The sequence below is a fragment of the Vibrio sp. F13 genome, assembly GCF_020806305.2.
GTDB classification, from domain to species: Bacteria; Pseudomonadota; Gammaproteobacteria; order Enterobacterales; family Vibrionaceae; genus Vibrio; species Vibrio crassostreae_C.
In genome coordinates, this window is sequence record NZ_CP170175.1 from 1597728 (window position 1) to 1615994 (window position 18267).

Here is an 18267-nt window from a genome sequence, read left to right on the forward strand (position 1 = left end):
AAAACTGAGGGGGGAAACAAATTTGAGAGAGAAAGTGACGCAAGTTGCTGTTGCAACCTGCGCCGACCTAAAATCTTATAGAGCTACAACGTTTGCAGCTTGAAGACCTTTTTGGCCTTGCTCTACTTCGAAAGACACTTGTTGGCCTTCTTTAAGAGTCTTGAAACCTTCAGAAGCGATTGCACGGAAGTGTACGAATACGTCAGCGCCGCCGTTGTCTTGAGTTAGGAAACCGAAACCTTTCTCTTCGTTAAACCATTTTACTACGCCGTTTGTTTTGTTAGACATGATGTGTCCCTTATATAAAAATAAAAATTTAATCGCCAAAAGTGCGATGCGCTGAAAGCTTGAATTATTTAATGTATCTATGAAGCCAAGGGAAACACTGAGAATAACAATGAAGCAATACTAAGGGTTTTACTTTACAACTGATGTTTCATTTAATAACTCTGAAAACAGAGCGAGGCCATTCTTGGTGATCTGGGTCGGGTTGTAAAGCTTTATTTGAAAATAATTGATGTTTTTTTGTTCGGTTGGCTTGAATTCAAGCCCAGCTAGGTCGCCGGGCTTGATTTGTAAGACTTTGATCTCAAAAATTTTACTCGTCCGGCTGCTTAGTTCTGAGATCGACATATGGCCAGTAATGGTGACCGACTCGAATCAACAGAGTTGCTGCTGCTAAGATAAATGCCGCTAAAGATAACCAAACGATCAATACCGCATCGAGTTCTTTCATGCCCAAAGTGATGTAACGAGCAATCGCCATCATCGCGATATAGATTGGGTATCGCACTGGGATCTTACCGTTCATCACAAACTGCTGAACCATGGCCAACACTTCTAAATAGATGAACATCAGCAGAATGTCGGTCAGTTGTACACGGCGTTCAGCGAAGACATGCATGAACTCTTCGACCATCGCAAACAAGGTCGCGAGCGTGATCGCCACCAGCAATACCGCTTCCATAATGTGGAATACTTTTAAAAACGGCTTACTAAAAGATTTAGGTAAGTGAGAAGGCATAGTCACTCTTCAAAAAATAATTAATCCAGTCTCTACAATAGCATGCATCAATATAAGTCGCGTACTGTCAAAGCACCGACTTTAGGCTAACGCCATCAACTCATCGGTAACCAACATTAAGAAGCAACGGTAAAAAGCAACAAATACAAAAATGGCCCCGCATTCACTGCAGAGCCATCTGTTTGTCTTTTACTTAGCGACTTCTTAGTGACTAATTAGCCTTAAAGCAGAATCAGGTAAGTTAAGAACACCACACACAGTCCGTAGATAAGCGGGTGTACTTCTTTGCGCTTACCTGCCACAACCATTGTGAATGCGTAGCTGATGAAGCCCATCGCCATACCGTTCGCAGGAGAGAAGCTTAGCACTGTGAACATGATGGTAAAAAAGGCTGCAATGCGTGACTCTTTCTTTTCCCAATTAATCTGACCAAGGCGACCGACCATATAGATGCCAACCACTACCATCGCCGGTGCAACCATTGCAGCCGAGAAGATAGAGAAGATTGGGTATAGGAATAGCGAGATTAGGAACAGACCAGCCACCATAACTGCTGCCAAGCCCGTTTTCGCACCTTGAGAAGAAGCGATGCCAGACTCAGAGAATGCGGTAATTGATGTGGTACCAAGAATAGAGCCAATCACAGTACCGCCCGCATCTGCTACTAGAGCCGATTTCGCGTTTGGCACCTTGCCGTCTTTATCGATGATACCCGCATCACGGCCAACGCCGACAATGGTGCTCAAGCCATCAAAGAAATCGACAATCAAGAAGATAAGTACGATGAACAGTAGGTCGAACATTTTCTCTGGCGTGAAAGCAGAGAAATCGAAGATAGCGCCGAAGCTGCCAGCCATGCTTGGTGGCATAGCAATGAACTGCTCTGGGATTGGTGCGTTTGAAGTGCCCATGAAGACGTCAGCAAGAATCGTCAACACGATAGCAGAAACGAATGAGATGAACGTTGCTAGCTTGATGTCACGAACCATACAACCCAGTGCGATGAAGATGCTCACGTAAGCGATGATCACTTTTGGATCAGAAATGTCGCCTAAGCCTACCAATACGAATGGGTTAGAAACGATGATGCCCGCATTCTTAAGACCTAAGAAAGCAATGAACAGTCCGAGAGACACGGTAATCGCCAACTTCAAATCTTCAGGAATCGATTCAATCATCGATTTACGAATATTGGTCAATGAGAACGCAAGGTACAAAATACCAGATAGGAAGATACCGAACAGCGCTTCATTCCAAAGCACGGCAACAGATCCACTTAACAGCAGACCTTTGAAAAAGCCGTTCATACTCATGCCCGGCGCTAGCATTACAGGGTAGTTGCCCCAAATGCCCATAATTAGGGTTGCGATTGCCGCAGACAGAGCCGTTGCAGTAAACACGGCACCTTTGTCCATGCCTGGAATATCACCCAAAATTGCTGGGTTAACCGCCAGAATGTAACTCATCGCCAAGAAAGTAATGAAACCCGCATACAGCTCAGTGCCAATCGTGGTTTTTCTTTCAGTGATTTTAAACATCGAATCAAGCGAGCCAGAGGTGTTCTGGGCTTTCAGGGTGGAATCGGTACTCACAACAAAACCTTTGCAATAAATTAAGAATTTGGTGATTCAAATGCTGTGAGAATAGAGAGGTCTCTACACTAAAAACTGTAGTCACCAAGGTAGGCTCGGTAGTAGAAACATCTAGTCTAGTAGGGTCTGTTGGCCCTTCGAGATGATTTTTGCAGCGAGTTGTTGGGGATTTCTACAAGGCAGAGACTTTGAAGTGTAGCTAGCCTACATAAGAAGTCGATAACGCAGTAGAAATCACCAACAAACGCTGCCCGAAGGGTTCGGCTAAAATCGTTTTATGCTTTGTTAAGGAGTCTTTACTTAGAATACTAGGCTACAAACTCCTTGCCGCGCCTAAAACGATTTTTTCTCGAACAAAACTCCATCGCGAAAGGTCAACAGACCCTAGATATATACAGCATTTAATCGTTTGCGCGGATTGTAAGGATTGAGATTAAAACTTCAACAAATTTTGTCCAGATCACATAAAAAAGTACCGATGACGAGTCATTACATTTATACAAAGATCCTTGAGAAGATCATTCGCTAATAAATAACGATCAAGCCAGTTGTTCTCAATCATCTAAATATGCTACTCTTCGCCTCCATTTTTCTGACCTAATTTTCACCAGTTGCTTCTATTAGTTTTACTCGTTATCTCTTTATAGACGTAACCAACGGCACAATTAGTAGATGCGCCATCGGAACAAAAATTAGAGTCAGTGCTATCTTTTAAAGTGTAGGTTTATTGCCTTCACTCAATCCAACCAACAGTGGAAATATACAGATGGGCAAAGGTACTCTTTACATCGTATCTGCACCTAGTGGCGCAGGTAAGTCGAGCTTGATCTCAGCAATGCTAGAAACCAATCCAACCTACGCAATGAAGGTATCTGTTTCACACACCACTCGCGGTATGCGCCCTGGTGAAGAAAATGGTGTTCACTACCACTTCGTAGAGAAGCATCATTTTGAAGACCTTATTACTAAAGGTGAATTCCTAGAGTACGCTGAAGTGTTCGGCAACTACTACGGTACTTCACGCGTTTGGATTGAAGAAAACCTAAACCGCGGTATCGATGTATTCCTAGATATCGACTGGCAAGGTGCTCGTCAGATCCGTGAACAAATGCCTCAAGCGAAGAGTGTATTCATTCTTCCACCATCAAATGGTGAACTAGAGCGTCGTTTGAATGTTCGCGGTCAAGACAGCGACGAAGTTATTGCGAAACGCATGAGCGAAGCAAAATCAGAGATTTCTCACTATGCAGAATATGATTATGTGATCGTGAATGACGACTTTGATGCAGCCCTAATGGACTTCAGAGCTATCATTCGTGCGGAGCGCTTAAAAGAAGATAAGCAAGCAGCGAAATACAGCGGCATGCTTACTGCTTTATTAGCGGAATAATCTAGATCCCCTAGATTTTCTATTGAGATAAGTATACGGTGATCTAGAAAGTATCTAGTTAAACTTGTATACTTTCTCGTCATCAAAAATTTATTAGTTAATTACTATTTGGAGTCCTCATGGCACGCGTAACTGTTCAAGACGCTGTTGAAAAAGTTGGCAACCGTTTCGACCTAGTTCTTATTGCGGCTCGCCGCGCACGTCAAATGCAAACTGGCGGTAAAGATTCACTAGTGCCTGAAGAAAACGATAAGCCAACGGTTATCGCTCTTCGCGAAATCGAAGAAGGTCTTATCACTAAAGACGTACTAGATGCTCGTGAGCGTCAAGAGCAACAAGAGCAAGAAGCGGCTGAACTTGCAGCAGTAAGCAGCATCGCTCACACTCGTTAAGAACGTCATTCGAACTAATTAACCTTCCGGGCCTTTAATTTGTATCTATTCGATAGCCTCAAAGACGTTGCCCAAGAATACCTAACAGAGCCTCAAATTGAGGCTCTGCGTCAATCTTATGTGGTAGCGAGAGACGCCCATGAAGGGCAAACCCGCTCAAGCGGTGAACCATACATTATCCACCCTGTAGCTGTTTCAAGAATCCTGGCAGAAATGCGTCTGGATATCGAAACCCTGCAAGCTGCTCTGCTTCATGATGTCATCGAAGACTGTGATGTCACTAAAGAAGATCTAGAGGAAAAATTTGGCAATACCGTTGCTGAATTGGTTGATGGTGTATCTAAGCTGGATAAGCTTAAATTTCGTGATCGCAAAGAAGCGCAAGCAGAGAACTTCCGCAAGATGGTTCTCGCCATGGTGCAAGACATCCGCGTTATCTTGATCAAATTAGCTGACCGTACTCACAACATGCGCACGCTTGGGGCACTTCGTCCTGACAAAAAGCGTCGTATTGCTCGTGAAACCCTAGAGATTTATTCTCCACTAGCTCACCGTCTTGGTATTCATAACATCAAGACCGAACTAGAAGAGTTAGGCTTTGAAGCCCTCTATCCTAACCGTTATCGCGTACTTAAAAACGTAGTGAAAGCTGCGCGTGGTAACCGTAAGGAAATGATCCAACGTATCCATAGCGAAATTGAAGGCCGCCTTGAAGAGGTCGGTTTACCAGCTCGCGTACTTGGTCGTGAAAAGAACCTGTTCTCCATCTACAACAAGATGAAAACTAAAGAGCAGCGCTTCCACACCATTATGGACATCTACGCTTTCCGCGTCGTGGTTGATACCCCAGATACTTGTTATCGCGTACTTGGTCAGGCTCACAGCCTGTACAAGCCTCGTCCTGGCCGCATGAAAGATTATATTGCGGTACCAAAAGCCAACGGCTACCAATCTCTGCACACGTCAATGATCGGCCCTCACGGGGTGCCAGTTGAGGTTCAGATCCGTACTGAAGATATGGATCAAATGGCAGACAAAGGTGTCGCGGCGCACTGGTCTTACAAAGGCAACGGCTCACGCAGCAGTAATGGCACAACCGCACAGGTTAAAGCACAACGTTGGATGCAGAGCTTACTTGAGCTGCAACAAAGCGCGGGTAACTCATTCGAATTCATTGAAAACGTTAAGTCTGATCTGTTCCCAGATGAGATCTTCGTGTTCACGCCGAAGGGTCGCATTGTCGAACTTCCGGCAGGCGCAACAGCGGTCGATTTTGCTTACGCGGTGCATACCGATGTCGGCAACATGTGTGTAGGTGCTCGTGTAGACATGAACCCTTACCCACTCAGCAAATCGCTGAAGAACGGTCAAACCATTGAGATCATCAGTGCTCCGGGCGCACGTCCGAATGCAGCATGGCTCAACTACGTGGTGACATCACGTGCACGTACTAAGATCCGTCAGGTTCTGAAAACCATGCGTCGTGAAGAGTCGATCACGCTAGGCCGTCGTTTACTGAATCATGCACTTGGCGAACACTCTATTGCCGATATCGGCCAAGAGAATCTAGAACATGTATTGTCTGACTTACGCCTAGAAAGCGTTGAAGACTTGCTGGCGTCGATTGGTCTTGGTGAGCTGATGAGTATCGTAATTGCTCGTCGTCTGCTTGGTGATGCTGACGAACTGACTGAAGTAGAAAACAACAGCGACACACCGAGGAAGAAACTTCCAATCCGTGGTGCTGAAGGTCTGCTACTGACGTTCGCTAACTGTTGTCACCCGATTCCAGATGATCACATTATTGCCCATGTATCTCCAGGTCGTGGCCTTGTGGTTCACCGTGAAACTTGTCCAAACGTTCGTGGTTACCAGAAAGAACCAGACAAATACATGGCGGTTGAATGGTCTGACGATTACGACCAAGAGTTCACCGCTGAACTTCAGGTTGATCTGCAGAACCACCAAGGTGCACTGGCTGAGTTAACTAACGTTATCTCAAAAACAGGCTCTAACATTCACGGTATTTCAACCGAAGAACGTGATGGACGCCTGTACACAGTGACTATCTTGCTGACCACCAAAGATCGTGTTCACCTTGCAAGTATTATGAAAAAGCTACGTGTGATGCCACACGCGCTGAAAGTAAGACGTCGTAAGAACTGATCAAAGTAAAGATGAGGGATTCGAGATGGCGAGATGCGAAGAGCAAAAGACTTCGTGACTCACCATCTTGGCTCCACATCTTTTTTAATCTTTTCGTATCTCGTTTACTCGTACCCCGTATCTGCTCTTCATTCCTTCGTGTCTCGTTTACCCGCATCCCGCATCTGCTCCTAATCTGCTCTTACGCTTTATCCTGTACAAAAATCCAGTAAAATGCTTGAATAGATTATCTCTCTTACGTTTATGAGCCTTGTTATGTCACAGCTTTTATCTGCTATCCCTCTCAACTCTTTATCTGGAGTCGGCGCTAAAGTCGCAGAGAAACTAGAGAAGGTTGGGCTTAACAATGTACAAGACCTGCTGTTTCACCTGCCTTTGCGCTATGAAGATCGAACGCGTATCTATCCCATCGTAAAACTGCATGCTGGTTTATGGGCAGCAGTGCAAGGCAAGGTAATGCACGTCGATACCATTTTCGGCAAACGTAAGATGCTCGCAGTAAAGATCAGTGATGGTAATGGCACTATTACCCTACGTTTTTTCAACTTCACTGCAGGCATGAAGAATAACTTTGCCGAAGGCAAACAAGTGCATGCTTATGGTGAGATCAAGCGCGGTAATATGGGGCTTGAGATCGTCCATCCTGACTACAAATTCTTTGCGCCGAGGCAACAGCCAGACGTTGAAGCCAATCTGACTCCGGTGTACCCAACCACCGAAGGGCTAAGACAAGTCACGCTGCGTAATCTTACCGATCAAGCTTTAGAGTTAATCGACAAGGCCGCAGTTAACGAGCTTCTCCCATCCGGTTTATACGACCACCAAATAACACTCGCGCAAGCACTGCATACCATTCACAGGCCTCCTCCAGGCATTGACCTAGAGCTGTTTGATGAAGGTAAACACCCTGCGCAGCTGCGCCTGATTATGGAAGAGCTACTGGCGCAAAACCTATCGATGCTGTCTGTTCGTAGTAAAGGGCAGCAAGACAAAGCGATGCCTTTCCCTCCGGTAAACATCCTCAAAGATAAGTTGTTAGCTCAACTTCCGTTTTCACCAACCAATGCTCAAGTAAGGGTGACTAAAGAGATCGAAGCCGACCTTGAAAAGCCACACCCTATGATGCGTTTAGTACAGGGTGATGTGGGCTCTGGTAAAACCTTAGTCGCTGCACTGGCGGCGGTTCGCGCATTGGAACACGGTCAACAAGTAGCACTTATGGCACCCACTGAACTACTCGCAGAACAACACGCGATTAACTTTGCCAACTGGTTTGAGGCAATGGGTATTCAAGTTGGATGGCTAGCAGGTAAGTTCAAAGGCAAAGCTCGTGAAACTGAACTAACACGTATTGCCAGTGGCGAAGCGCAAATGGTGGTCGGTACTCATGCCCTGTTCCAAGAGCATGTCGAGTTCAAAAACCTTGGTTTAGTGATCATTGATGAGCAACACCGATTTGGTGTCCACCAGCGATTAGAGCTACGTGAGAAAGGCGCAAAGCAAGGCTACTACCCCCATCAGTTGGTCATGACCGCTACCCCAATCCCACGAACGTTAGCAATGACGGCCTATGCCGACCTCGAAACTTCGATTATTGATGAACTGCCACCGGGACGAACCCCAATTCAAACCGTGGCAATTCCTGATACCAAGCGCGATGACATTGTTGAACGTGTGAAAAATGCGTGTCTCAATGAAGGCAAACAAGCCTACTGGGTATGTACGCTAATTGATGAATCCGAAGTATTAGAAGCGCAAGCCGCGGCCGACACTGCAGAAGAGCTGCAACGCAAACTGCCTGACGTAAAAATTGGTTTAGTCCATGGCCGTATGAAACCCGCCGAGAAACAAGCGGTGATGCGAGAGTTCAAAGAGAACAAGCTGCATCTATTGGTTGCGACAACCGTGATTGAAGTGGGCGTGGATGTTCCGAATTCGAGCTTAATGATCATCGAGAACCCAGAACGTCTTGGCCTAGCGCAACTGCACCAACTGCGTGGCCGTGTCGGCCGAGGTTCGGTCGCAAGTCATTGTGTATTGTTGTATCACTCTCCGCTGTCTAAAACCGCTCAGAAACGCCTAGGTGTGCTACGTGAAAGTAACGATGGCTTTGTGATTGCACAGCGCGACTTAGAAATCCGTGGCCCCGGTGAATTGCTCGGTACCAAACAAACTGGCTTGGCTGATTTCAAGATCGCCGATCTAATTCGTGACCAACGTTTGATACCTGAAGTGCAGCGTATTGCGCGTCATATTCACGATAGCTACCCAGACAATGCTAAGGCGATCATCAACCGTTGGTTGGGTGAACGCGATGTTTACTCTAAGGCGTAGTTAACACTAAGGCATAGTTAACACTGAGACCGTATTCAAACGTAAAAAAGGCTTCCTCAAGGAAGCCTTTTTAGTGTGCGTTACTTTCATCAAGCAAGAGCGAGATTCCCTATTCGCTCGTTCCTCACGATAGGGAATGACGATCAAAGTAAACTTTCATCATCAAAGTCCATGGTTAGCAATTCGTCATCCTCGGAGAGGGAAGAATGACCGAGTCGGGGATCTCTTAACCGTTCCTCGAACCGAACTTATCGTCATCAAACGGACCGATGATAACTAGGGCTTAACCGGGAAACTGATCTGCGCTTTTAAGCCACCTTCACTGCGGTTATTGACCACAACAGCACCTTGATGCTGGCTAACGATACGTTTCACAATTGCTAAGCCCAAGCCCGTTCCTTCGCTACCACGAGCCGTGTCACCACGCGTGAAAGGTTCAAACAGCTTTCCGATCTGGTCTTGTGGAATACCCGGCCCGTTATCTTCTACCGTCACCCAAGCAAGCTTGTTATCCGCCGTCATACCAGTTGATACCTTGACCCAACCATTACCGTAACGCAGCGCATTCACCACCAAGTTGCTCACAGCACGCTTCATCGCGATCGGATTACCTAGCGCTGGCTTCATCGATTCTGGAATATCGGTTTCAATCTGAACCTCGTAGCCACCCTCAGAGCTCGATACCTCACGAGCAATATCATCGACAAACACCGCTTGGAATGAATCTCGGTCGACAGGCTTTAGGTAATCCATGAACTGGCTGATGATTTCATTACACTCTTCGGTATCACTGATAATCCCCTCAGCTAAGTAGGCATCCTCTGGTGACATCATCTCAGTCGCTAAGCGAATACGCGTTAACGGAGTACGTAAATCATGGCTGATACCCGCCATCAACAAGGCGCGGTCTTCTTCTAGCTCTTGGATGCCTTTCGACATCTGGTTAAAGGCTCGAGTTACCGAGCGAATCTCTTGTGCGCCTTGAACTGGCAATGGCGGTGGAATATCACCTCGCCCGACACCTTGCGCCGCTTTCTCTAGCGCTATCAACGGACGGTTTTGCAATCGGATAAACAGCCAACCACCTGCGACAATCAACAGCGCCATGATCAGACTGTTACGAAACAGTGGTGCAAAATCCTCTTCTTGCAGCTCTGATAACGGAATACGAATTAAAGAGTTGGGTAACTGCGCAATGTCCATCCAAAGCACATAGCTCTCTTTACCCAAGATCAGCCGCACTTCAGTTTCAGAACCCAGCTCCTTGGTCATCTCCTCACTCATCAGGTCGATTGCGACCGCATGGTAATACTCACCCGCCGCTTCGCTGTCCTTGGCGTGAACGGTTACCCCGAGCTGTTCAAGCACACGCTGACGCAATGGCGCATCGATCTCGATATCACTGCCTTGGTCCAATACCAGGTTTAGCTCGTGAGCCAAAATCTTATTAAACTGCTGCAAACTTGGCATCAACGCATAGTTAAACACCGCGTAATAAGAAAAAATTTGGCTAGCGACCAATAGCGTTAAGAAAAGCACTATCGACTGAGTAAAGGAGCTACGTATACGCATGGGGTACCCGAGATGTAGAAAGATAAAGAAAGTGTTATATGACTATAACTCTAAACCATTGTGCTGAATAGAAAACGGGCCATCGCATATTAATGAGATGACCCGTAAGATTCACAGAATCGATAAAGCTACTGTAGAGCTTATTAAGCTGAATTACACAGCTTTGCCATCTGGAACGAATACATAACCCAAGCCCCACACCGTTTGGATGTAGCGAGGTTTGCTTGGATCTTCTTCAACTAGACGACGCAGACGTGAAATCTGAACATCGATAGAACGTTCCATTGCTGAATACTCACGGCCACGAGCCATGTTCATCAGCTTATCGCGAGACATTGGCTCACGAGCATTCGTTACCAAGGACTTAAGAACCGCAAATTCACCCGAAGTAAGCGGCATTGGCTCTTCACCGCGGAACATTTCGCGAGTACCTAAGTTCAAGCGGAACTCACCAAACTCAACCACAGACTCTTCTGTGCTTGGTGCACCCGGTGCTTCAATGACTTGGCGACGCAGTACAGCTTTAATACGAGCAAGCAGTTCACGTGGATTAAATGGTTTTGGCAGGTAATCATCAGCACCCACTTCCAAGCCCACAATGCGATCCACTTCATCACCCTTTGCAGTAAGCATCAGGATTGGTAGCGAGTTGTTTGCGTTTCGTAGACGACGACAGATCGATAGACCATCTTCGCCCGGCAACATTAAATCCAATACCATCAAGTGAAAATTTTCACGGGTTAACAGGCGGTCCATCTGCTCACTGTTTGCCACGCTACGCACTTGAAAGCCCTGCTCTGACAGATAGCGCTCTAACAGTGCACGTAAACGAGCATCGTCATCGACCACTAAAATTTTGTAGTTTTCTTGCATGTAATGGTTCCACCTATTAAAGCTTAAACCTAAGGTTAAGCATTCTTGGTAAATTGTATATTGGTATAAGACATTAAAAATGTAACATTATTGGAGAAAAAGTCGCCTAAATAATTGTTAACGTATGTTGCCTTTCTATATATTCTATCTTAGATCATCATTTCATTAAGTCAGATTTATGAAAACCAAACTTATTACTCGAGAAGGTTATAACAAGCTCAAAGCAGAACATGACCACTTATGGCACGAGAAACGCCCTGAAATTACTAAGATAGTCACTTGGGCGGCAAGCCTTGGAGATCGCTCAGAAAACGCAGATTACACCTTCAATAAGCGTCTACTTCGTCAGATCGATCGCCGAGTGCGTTTTTTAAGAAAGTTCCTACCTGATGTCACGATCGTTGATTACTCGCCACAACAAGAAGGTAAGGTATTTTTCGGTGCTTGGGTCGAAATTGAGAATGATGATGGGGAAATTAAGAAGTTTCGAATTGTCGGCCCAGAAGAGATCTACGGCGATGCTAAAGGCTATATCTCTATCGACTCACCAATGGCTAGAGCTCTGCTCAAGAAAGAAGTAGATGACGAGTTTACGGTAAAAACACCGGAAGGCGACAAAGAGTGGTTCATTAACTCGATTCGCTACGCAGACAACGAATAACCAAACTTAATAAACACTTAGCGATAAACTGAGTGTTCAGCAAACCCAAACTCCAGATAAAAGAAAACCCCGCAAGGCTTTCGCCTAGCGGGGTTAAGTCTCTATCGCAGCAATCCGGCTACTGTTTATCTCTTCGAGATAAGGTGCTCCCTGCATCTTTCCTTGATAGTGGCTAAATCCTTTAACCAATTTCCTTTTTGTTCATCGCCATCCTAGCGGTGTCCATTCTAGCCTGTCATCCTGACTGGCGAATCTCATCCAGAGATTATCACTTCCTTGCTGACCACTCATCCTAAGTAATCAAATCTTCATCCTGAAGATACCTAGTCCATTAGGCTTTTTCCTGTTCCTGCCAACTCCCTGTCGACAAGTTAAATATTACGGCAAATGGCCGTGTTTCCTAGATAGTCTTAAAAAACATTTCAGGTGAGAAATACGCCCACAAACACACAATCAAATAAAATCAGCAACTTAGTGTAACATCAAGACGATTTCATCGGTCTAAAGCGACTTAGTCTCACATCACTTGTAAGAGATCTCGCACAAAGCGGGTATCAGAAACGGAAATTCGACTTCTGACAGGATAATTACACAGCCAAAGCTAGAAAAAGCGTACGCTCACCCCCATGTATTTGTCATGATATTAAATAAGAGATTCATCGGATGAGCCAAGCTATCTGTCGACTGATCGCTGAAGAACTGAATGTCCGTTCTGAGCAAGTCACTGCCGCAGTAAACCTAATTGACGACGGTAACACCGTTCCCTTTATTGCCCGCTACCGTAAAGAAGTTACGGGTGGCTTAGACGATACCCAACTACGTAACCTTGATAGCCGCCTTTCATACCTTCGCGAGCTAGACGATCGTCGCCAAACAATTCTTAAGTCGATTCAAGACCAAGGAAAACTCACGCCAGAACTCGAGCGTGATATCACTCAAGCAGACAGCAAGACTCGCCTAGAAGATTTATACCTGCCATACAAACCAAAGCGCCGTACTAAAGGCCAGATCGCGATTGAAGCGGGCTTAGAACCACTTGCCGACACACTGTGGAATGAACCACAGCACGATCCAGAAACGGAAGCGGCGAACTTCATCAGCAACGATAAAGGCATTGCCGATACCAAAGCTGCTCTCGATGGTGCTCGTGCGATCATCATGGAACGCATTGCGGAAGACGCAAACCTACTAGAAAAGATTCGCCAACACCTAACACGCAACTCAGAGCTAGTCGCTCGTGTAGTGACAGGTAAAGAGCAAGAAGGCGAGAAGTTCAAAGACTACTTCGAGCACAACGAAACACTCAGCAAAGTGCCGTCTCACCGTGCACTTGCCATGCTGCGTGGCCGCAATGAAGGCTTCCTAACACTGGCGATGAATGCCGATCCTGAGCAAGAAGAAGGTGTACGTGGTTCATACTGTGAGAACATTATCTCTGATCACTACGGCATTACTCTGAGCAGTGCTCCTGCGGACGCGTGGCGTAAGCAAGTGATCAGCTGGGCATGGCGCATTAAGGTTTCTATGCACATGGAAACTGAATTGATGGGCGCAATGAAAGAGCGTGCAGAGATCGAAGCGATTGAAGTATTCGCAACCAACCTAAAAGACCTACTCATGGCAGCGCCGGCTGGACCTCGTGCAACCTTGGGCTTGGATCCGGGTTTACGTACCGGTTCGAAAATCGCGGTGGTAGATTCAACCGGTAAAGTTCTGGCGACAGAAACCATTTACCCTCACCCGCCTCAAAAACAATACGACAAATCTGCGCACGTTGTTGAGCAAATGGTTCGTAAATACAATGTTGATTTAATTGCGATTGGTAACGGTACGGCTTCACGCGAAACCGACAGCTTTGTGGCTGACGTAATTAAACGCGGCAACCTAAAAGCGCAAAAGATCATTGTTAGCGAAGCGGGCGCATCGGTGTATTCCGCGTCTGAACTAGCTGCAAAAGAGTTCCCGAACATGGATGTATCAATTCGTGGTGCGGTGTCTATTGCTCGTCGTCTGCAAGATCCACTGGCAGAGCTAGTGAAGATTGACCCTAAATCGATCGGTGTGGGCCAATACCAACACGATGTGAGCCAAACTATGCTCGCTAAGCGCCTAGATGCGATTGTCGAAGACTGTGTAAACGCCGTAGGCGTTGATGTGAATACCGCGTCTGCCGCGCTACTTACTCGCGTAGCCGGCCTTTCTAGCACCATCGCTCAGAACATCGTGGATTTCCGTGATGAGAATGGTCGCTTCGAAGCACGTACTACGCTAAAGAAAGTCGCTCGCTTAGGGCCAAAAGCCTTTGAACAGTGTGCTGGTTTCCTACGTATTATGGATGGTAAGAACCCGTTAGATGCATCATCGGTTCACCCAGAAGCTTACCCAGTAGTGAAAACCATTGCTGAGAAAAACCACAAAGACATCAAATCTCTGGTAGGTAACACCGACTTCTTACGTGGTTTGCACGCGGTTGATTACACCAATGAAAACTTTGGTGTTCCAACGGTCACCGACATCATCAAGGAGCTGGATAAGCCGGGACGCGACCCTCGCCCTGAGTTCAAGACTGCAACCTTCGCCGATGGCGTAAACAGTGTTTCAGATCTAGAACCGGGCATGATTTTAGAAGGTGTGGTATCGAACGTGGCAAACTTTGGTGCGTTCGTGGATATTGGCGTACACCAAGACGGCTTGGTGCACATTTCAGCACTGACCGATCGTTTTGTTTCTGATCCGCGTGAAGTGGTAAAAGCCGGTGACATCGTGAAAGTGAAGGTAATGGAAGTTGATGTTCAACGTAAACGTATTGCGCTAAGCATGCGCATGAAAGATGAGCTTGGACAAGACAACCGTGCACAGCGCTCAAGCGCGCCTCGCACGCAAAACCGCCCGAACCAAAATTCACAAGGTGGCCAACGCCGTCGTGAAGAGCCGCAACAAAACGCTGCGATGGGTGGTGCGTTCGCTGCTGCTTTTGCAAAAGCGAAAAAGTAATCCGTTAGCTCATTTGAAAAGCTGATTCGCCTAAAACAAAAAACCTGCATCCCTTAGGGTATGCAGGTTTTTATTATATGTTCAAAAAAGACATCGAAGTTTGGCAGGGTCATAAGTTTTCGACTTACAACACGACCAGCATCTCTGATGGAGCATGAGGCGCAACAGCATGACCATAATGATATTTTATGACCTTACGTCGTTTCTCCATCTGTCCCTCTTGAATCGCCGCATCTAAAACATGCTTTGGCAGGCGGAAACGCATGGTATAACCTTTGCCTTGATCAGCACTGTATGTTTTCAGTGCCAATAAGCTGAACAGCCGATCAAAAGGGTCTTGTGGCTCTTCTTGGCTAACCGAATTGGCCTCTGACTCGTTCTCCATTTCATAACCTGGATGGTCTGAAGGATCCCAAGCCGACTGCTGCCTTCGTTTATCGTCTGATTTTACCTTACGCTCTGCATTGGTTCTCGCCAATGCTACTGCGGGAGCAATAGGTTCTCGGACTCTATTATCACGCGCAACTTGCTCTGTTTGCACATTAACGGACGGGGCGATTAGTGGCACACTCACTGCAGTTGCAGGTGACACAATCATCGCGAACTCTCCTCAAGAATCGCCCATCGTTTTTGCTATAACGCTGTTGTACTGTGAGTCAGCACAACAGGCATAGCCCAACTTAGCGCAATCAGCTCAGGAGAGAGTTAGGTCTGAGTATCAAGCAACACGTTGGTGTTATACCAATCGTAGTAAATAACTGATCATCCTAGCTTGTTAAAATGCTCGATAACGGCGTTAAATTTTTTGATTGTAGAATAACTACTTATCGAAACTACTTGTCAAAAAAACTCTGCCTTGTTCTCAAGCCTTTTACCTACGCTATTTTTGAACACTTACTTACTGTGATTGGTATTAGCTTATATATCGACCAAGCCGGATATATATTTAGCAATTATTTTTGTGCGAAGCTGACAAGCTCACTGCAAAAGGCATCCGCTTCGGTCATAAACGGTGCATGCGAAGACTGGGTAAATATGTATTGCTCGGTATGAGGCAAGGCTGTGCCTAAGTCTTTCGCAACCTTGATTGGCACCAATCCATCTAATCGACCATACAAGCGTAGCATTGGTACTGAAATCTCAGGCAGTTGTTCACGCAGATCGACATCCGACAGCATCTTTAATCCTGCCAATAATGAGTCAGGGTTCGGCAACGGGCGAGACAGCACCGCTTGCTTGAGTTGTTTTACATCTTGCCTTGCTGAAGGGCTGCCCATGGCTTGCAATGCCATAAAGCGTTCGATGGTGGTTTGGAAATCTTCAACCAGTTGCTCGGTGAATGCGCTTAATACGTTGGGCTGAATGCCTCGCCATAACACGGGCTCTTTTGCAGCGGCGAATTTGGGAGAACTGGCGACAGTCACCAGCTTGCTCACGTAATCTGAGTGATGGAGAGCCATGTGCGTTGCGACCAAGCCTCCAAGTGACCAACCCACCCAAATCGCTTGCTTTGGTGCTTCGGCCAAAAGCTGCTGAGCAATCTCTTCAAGATCTTGAGCGTGGCAGTGCGCGCTGTGTCCATACCCTGGTAAATCGACAACATGCACTCGAAAATCAGCTTGTAATGCATTAACGGTTTGTTGCCATACCGCACCGTTCATTCCCCAGCCGTGAACCAGTACTAAATCAGGCCCTTGCCCAGAAACATGCCAATATAACGCGTCACTCATTCTCAATATTCCCTACTTTTTCCATCAGCGATAATCCGCGCTTTTCAGTATGGTGAGCAAAAGGAACACCATAACCCAAAAGCATCACGAGCTATGTTATCCGATTGGCTACAAAAACACACACCACGTCTGGTCACACCTCAATGCCACCTGTGCAAACTTGATAAACTGCCCAGTGATACACATCCTCGATGGTGCAATTCTTGTCTCAAACTCTTTCAGCCAGTACCACGCTGCCAACGATGTGGTTTAAAAACACTGCTCACAGTAGAGCAGTGCGGACAGTGCTTATCTCAACCTCCACCTTGGCATCGCCTCTACTGTGTCGGCGATTACACCTTCCCTACAGCAGGTTACATTCAGCAAATGAAGTACGCTGATAAGTTTTGGTTTGCACGTGATCTATCTAAGCTATTGGCATCACGTATCGAATATCCTGCTCCGCTGATCACCAGCGTGCCGCTGCATTGGCGTCGATATACTCATCGCGGCTTTAATCAAAGTAAGCTGCTAGCCGACTACACGGCTCAAGAGCTTGGCGTTGAAAGTGATGTGCTCTTTCGTCGAATTCGCTCAACGGCTTCCCAGCAGGGGCTGACTAAATCCGCACGATTACACAATCTAAAGAGCGCTTTTGCGCTGCGAAAACAAGACGTTCAAGGAACTATCCCCTCTCACGTCGCGATAATTGATGATGTTGTAACCACCGGCAGTACTGTGTATCAATTATGCCAATTACTACTTGAAGTGGACGTTAAAAGGATTGATATTTACTGCATCTGCCGCACTCCTGAGCCCTCTGGATAAAAGCTGTGAATCACTACTTGTACAGCAATCCAACAAAAAAGGGCTGAATTACAAATCTGACAGGAGTAGAATGGCGCTAATAACCTACAAATCTACTCAGGTATTCGTCGTGTCAAATATTACTATTACAGAAACAGCTCAAACTCACTTTGCCAATCTGCTGTCACAGCAGCCTGAAGGTACAAACATTCGTGTGTTCGTGGTAAACCCAGGCACACAAAACGCTGAGTGTGGTGTTTCTTACTGCCCAACAGATGCTATCGAAGCGTCTGACACAGAGCTTAAATTCGAAGCTTTCTCTGCATACGTAGATGAGCTAAGCCTACCGTTCCTAGATGAAGCTGAAATTGACTTCGTTACTGACAAAATGGGCTCTCAGCTAACGCTTAAAGCACCAAACGCTAAGATGCGTAAAGTCGCAGACGATGCACCACTTCTAGAACGTGTTGAATACGCAATTCAAACACAAGTTAACCCACAACTTGCTGGTCACGGCGGTCACGTTAGCTTGGTAGAAATCACTGAAGACGGCGCAGCTATTGTAGCATTCGGTGGTGGTTGTAACGGTTGTTCTATGGTTGATGTAACGCTAAAAGAAGGCATCGAGAAAGAACTTCTTCAACAGTTTGAAGGTGAACTGACTGCTGTTCGTGATGCAACTGAGCACGATCGTGGTGAGCACTCTTACTACTAATCACTGATTTAGTGTTAGTTGTTATTTGAAAGGTTGAT

At 46.3% G+C, this 18267-nt stretch carries 15 protein-coding genes; 8 read left to right on the forward strand and 7 right to left on the reverse strand.

Features of this window, described 5'->3' with window-relative positions; all coding sequences use genetic code 11:
• Nucleotides 1-75: 75 nt before the first annotated feature.
• From LMH68_RS07280 to LMH68_RS07290, 3 genes are all read right to left on the reverse strand, one after another.
• A complete protein-coding gene (locus tag LMH68_RS07280; protein WP_004735656.1) occupies nt 76-288 on the reverse strand; it encodes a cold-shock protein in 213 nt (70 codons plus the stop codon).
• A gap of 310 nt (nt 289-598) precedes the next feature.
• Nucleotides 599-1024 (reverse strand): phosphate-starvation-inducible protein PsiE, encoded by a 426-nt coding sequence (locus LMH68_RS07285; RefSeq protein WP_017062464.1) that lies wholly within the window; start codon nt 1022-1024, stop codon nt 599-601.
• 221 nt (nt 1025-1245) lie between these two features.
• Complete coding sequence (locus tag LMH68_RS07290) at nt 1246-2616, reverse strand: NCS2 family permease (RefSeq protein WP_017062465.1); 1371 nt, start codon at nt 2614-2616, stop codon at nt 1246-1248.
• Nucleotides 2617-3382: 766 nt separating this feature from the next.
• Here LMH68_RS07290 and gmk point away from each other — a divergent pair.
• The 4 genes from gmk (at nt 3383) to recG (ending at nt 8898) form a co-directional block, all read left to right on the forward strand.
• Complete coding sequence (gene gmk, locus LMH68_RS07295; RefSeq protein ID WP_017062466.1) at nt 3383-4006, forward strand: guanylate kinase; 624 nt, start codon at nt 3383-3385, stop codon at nt 4004-4006.
• Nucleotides 4007-4125: 119 nt separating this feature from the next.
• Nucleotides 4126-4398 (forward strand): DNA-directed RNA polymerase subunit omega, encoded by a 273-nt coding sequence (gene rpoZ / locus LMH68_RS07300; protein ID WP_009848003.1) that lies wholly within the window; start codon nt 4126-4128, stop codon nt 4396-4398.
• A 39-nt stretch (nt 4399-4437) separates the two neighbouring features.
• Nucleotides 4438-6564: a bifunctional GTP diphosphokinase/guanosine-3',5'-bis pyrophosphate 3'-pyrophosphohydrolase gene (gene spoT, locus LMH68_RS07305; protein WP_048612458.1), complete on the forward strand. Its 2127-nt coding sequence runs from the start codon at nt 4438-4440 to the stop codon at nt 6562-6564.
• 255 nt (nt 6565-6819) lie between these two features.
• On the forward strand, nt 6820-8898 hold the full coding sequence (recG, locus tag LMH68_RS07310; RefSeq protein WP_229648014.1) for an ATP-dependent DNA helicase RecG: 2079 nt from the start codon (nt 6820-6822) through the stop codon (nt 8896-8898).
• A 276-nt stretch (nt 8899-9174) separates the two neighbouring features.
• Here the strand turns inward: recG and envZ are convergent, their stop codons facing one another.
• Together envZ and ompR are read right to left on the reverse strand one after the other, a co-directional pair.
• Nucleotides 9175-10470, reverse strand: a complete 1296-nt coding sequence (gene envZ / locus LMH68_RS07315) for a two-component system sensor histidine kinase EnvZ (protein WP_102332605.1) — start codon at nt 10468-10470, stop codon at nt 9175-9177.
• 153 nt (nt 10471-10623) lie between these two features.
• Nucleotides 10624-11343, reverse strand: coding sequence for a two-component system response regulator OmpR (ompR, locus tag LMH68_RS07320; RefSeq protein WP_008218409.1), 720 nt, complete (start codon nt 11341-11343; stop codon nt 10624-10626).
• Nucleotides 11344-11521: 178 nt separating this feature from the next.
• Here ompR and greB point away from each other — a divergent pair, with 178 nt between their 5' ends.
• A complete protein-coding gene (gene greB, locus LMH68_RS07325) occupies nt 11522-12004 on the forward strand; it encodes a transcription elongation factor GreB (protein WP_017062470.1) in 483 nt (160 codons plus the stop codon).
• A 663-nt stretch (nt 12005-12667) separates the two neighbouring features.
• On the forward strand, nt 12668-14998 hold the full coding sequence (locus tag LMH68_RS07330) for a Tex family protein (RefSeq protein ID WP_229648015.1): 2331 nt from the start codon (nt 12668-12670) through the stop codon (nt 14996-14998).
• A 124-nt stretch (nt 14999-15122) separates the two neighbouring features.
• Here the strand turns inward: LMH68_RS07330 and LMH68_RS07335 are convergent, their stop codons facing one another.
• The gene (locus tag LMH68_RS07335; RefSeq protein ID WP_017066129.1) at nt 15123-15596 is read right to left on the reverse strand and encodes a hypothetical protein; all 474 of its coding nucleotides are present in this window, start codon (nt 15594-15596) and stop codon (nt 15123-15125) included.
• 355 nt (nt 15597-15951) lie between these two features.
• Nucleotides 15952-16728, reverse strand: coding sequence for a pimeloyl-ACP methyl ester esterase BioH (gene bioH, locus LMH68_RS07340; RefSeq protein ID WP_017063077.1), 777 nt, complete (start codon nt 16726-16728; stop codon nt 15952-15954).
• Between the two features lie 93 nt (nt 16729-16821).
• Here bioH and LMH68_RS07345 point away from each other — a divergent pair, with 93 nt between their 5' ends.
• Both LMH68_RS07345 and nfuA read left to right on the forward strand, forming a co-directional pair.
• On the forward strand, nt 16822-17535 hold the full coding sequence (locus LMH68_RS07345; RefSeq protein WP_170962812.1) for a ComF family protein: 714 nt from the start codon (nt 16822-16824) through the stop codon (nt 17533-17535).
• 109 nt (nt 17536-17644) lie between these two features.
• Nucleotides 17645-18229: a Fe-S biogenesis protein NfuA gene (gene nfuA, locus LMH68_RS07350; protein ID WP_004741449.1), complete on the forward strand. Its 585-nt coding sequence runs from the start codon at nt 17645-17647 to the stop codon at nt 18227-18229.
• Nucleotides 18230-18267 lie beyond the last annotated feature (38 nt).

What these genes read in the sequence shown, in the direction of transcription:
- LMH68_RS07280 (WP_004735656.1), bottom strand. Translation starts at nt 288, where the DNA reads ATGTCTAACAAAACAAACGGCGTAGTAAAATGGTTTAACGAAGAGAAA.
- LMH68_RS07285 (WP_017062464.1), bottom strand. Translation starts at nt 1,024, where the DNA reads ATGCCTTCTCACTTACCTAAATCTTTTAGTAAGCCGTTTTTAAAAGTA.
- gmk (WP_017062466.1), top strand. Translation starts at nt 3,383, where the DNA reads ATGGGCAAAGGTACTCTTTACATCGTATCTGCACCTAGTGGCGCAGGT.
- rpoZ (WP_009848003.1), top strand. Translation starts at nt 4,126, where the DNA reads ATGGCACGCGTAACTGTTCAAGACGCTGTTGAAAAAGTTGGCAACCGT.
- recG (WP_229648014.1), top strand. Translation starts at nt 6,820, where the DNA reads ATGTCACAGCTTTTATCTGCTATCCCTCTCAACTCTTTATCTGGAGTC.
- envZ (WP_102332605.1), bottom strand. Translation starts at nt 10,470, where the DNA reads ATGCGTATACGTAGCTCCTTTACTCAGTCGATAGTGCTTTTCTTAACG.
- ompR (WP_008218409.1), bottom strand. Translation starts at nt 11,343, where the DNA reads ATGCAAGAAAACTACAAAATTTTAGTGGTCGATGACGATGCTCGTTTA.
- greB (WP_017062470.1), top strand. Translation starts at nt 11,522, where the DNA reads ATGAAAACCAAACTTATTACTCGAGAAGGTTATAACAAGCTCAAAGCA.
- LMH68_RS07330 (WP_229648015.1), top strand. Translation starts at nt 12,668, where the DNA reads ATGAGCCAAGCTATCTGTCGACTGATCGCTGAAGAACTGAATGTCCGT.
- LMH68_RS07335 (WP_017066129.1), bottom strand. Translation starts at nt 15,596, where the DNA reads ATGATTGTGTCACCTGCAACTGCAGTGAGTGTGCCACTAATCGCCCCG.
- bioH (WP_017063077.1), bottom strand. Translation starts at nt 16,728, where the DNA reads ATGAGTGACGCGTTATATTGGCATGTTTCTGGGCAAGGGCCTGATTTA.
- LMH68_RS07345 (WP_170962812.1), top strand. Translation starts at nt 16,822, where the DNA reads ATGTTATCCGATTGGCTACAAAAACACACACCACGTCTGGTCACACCT.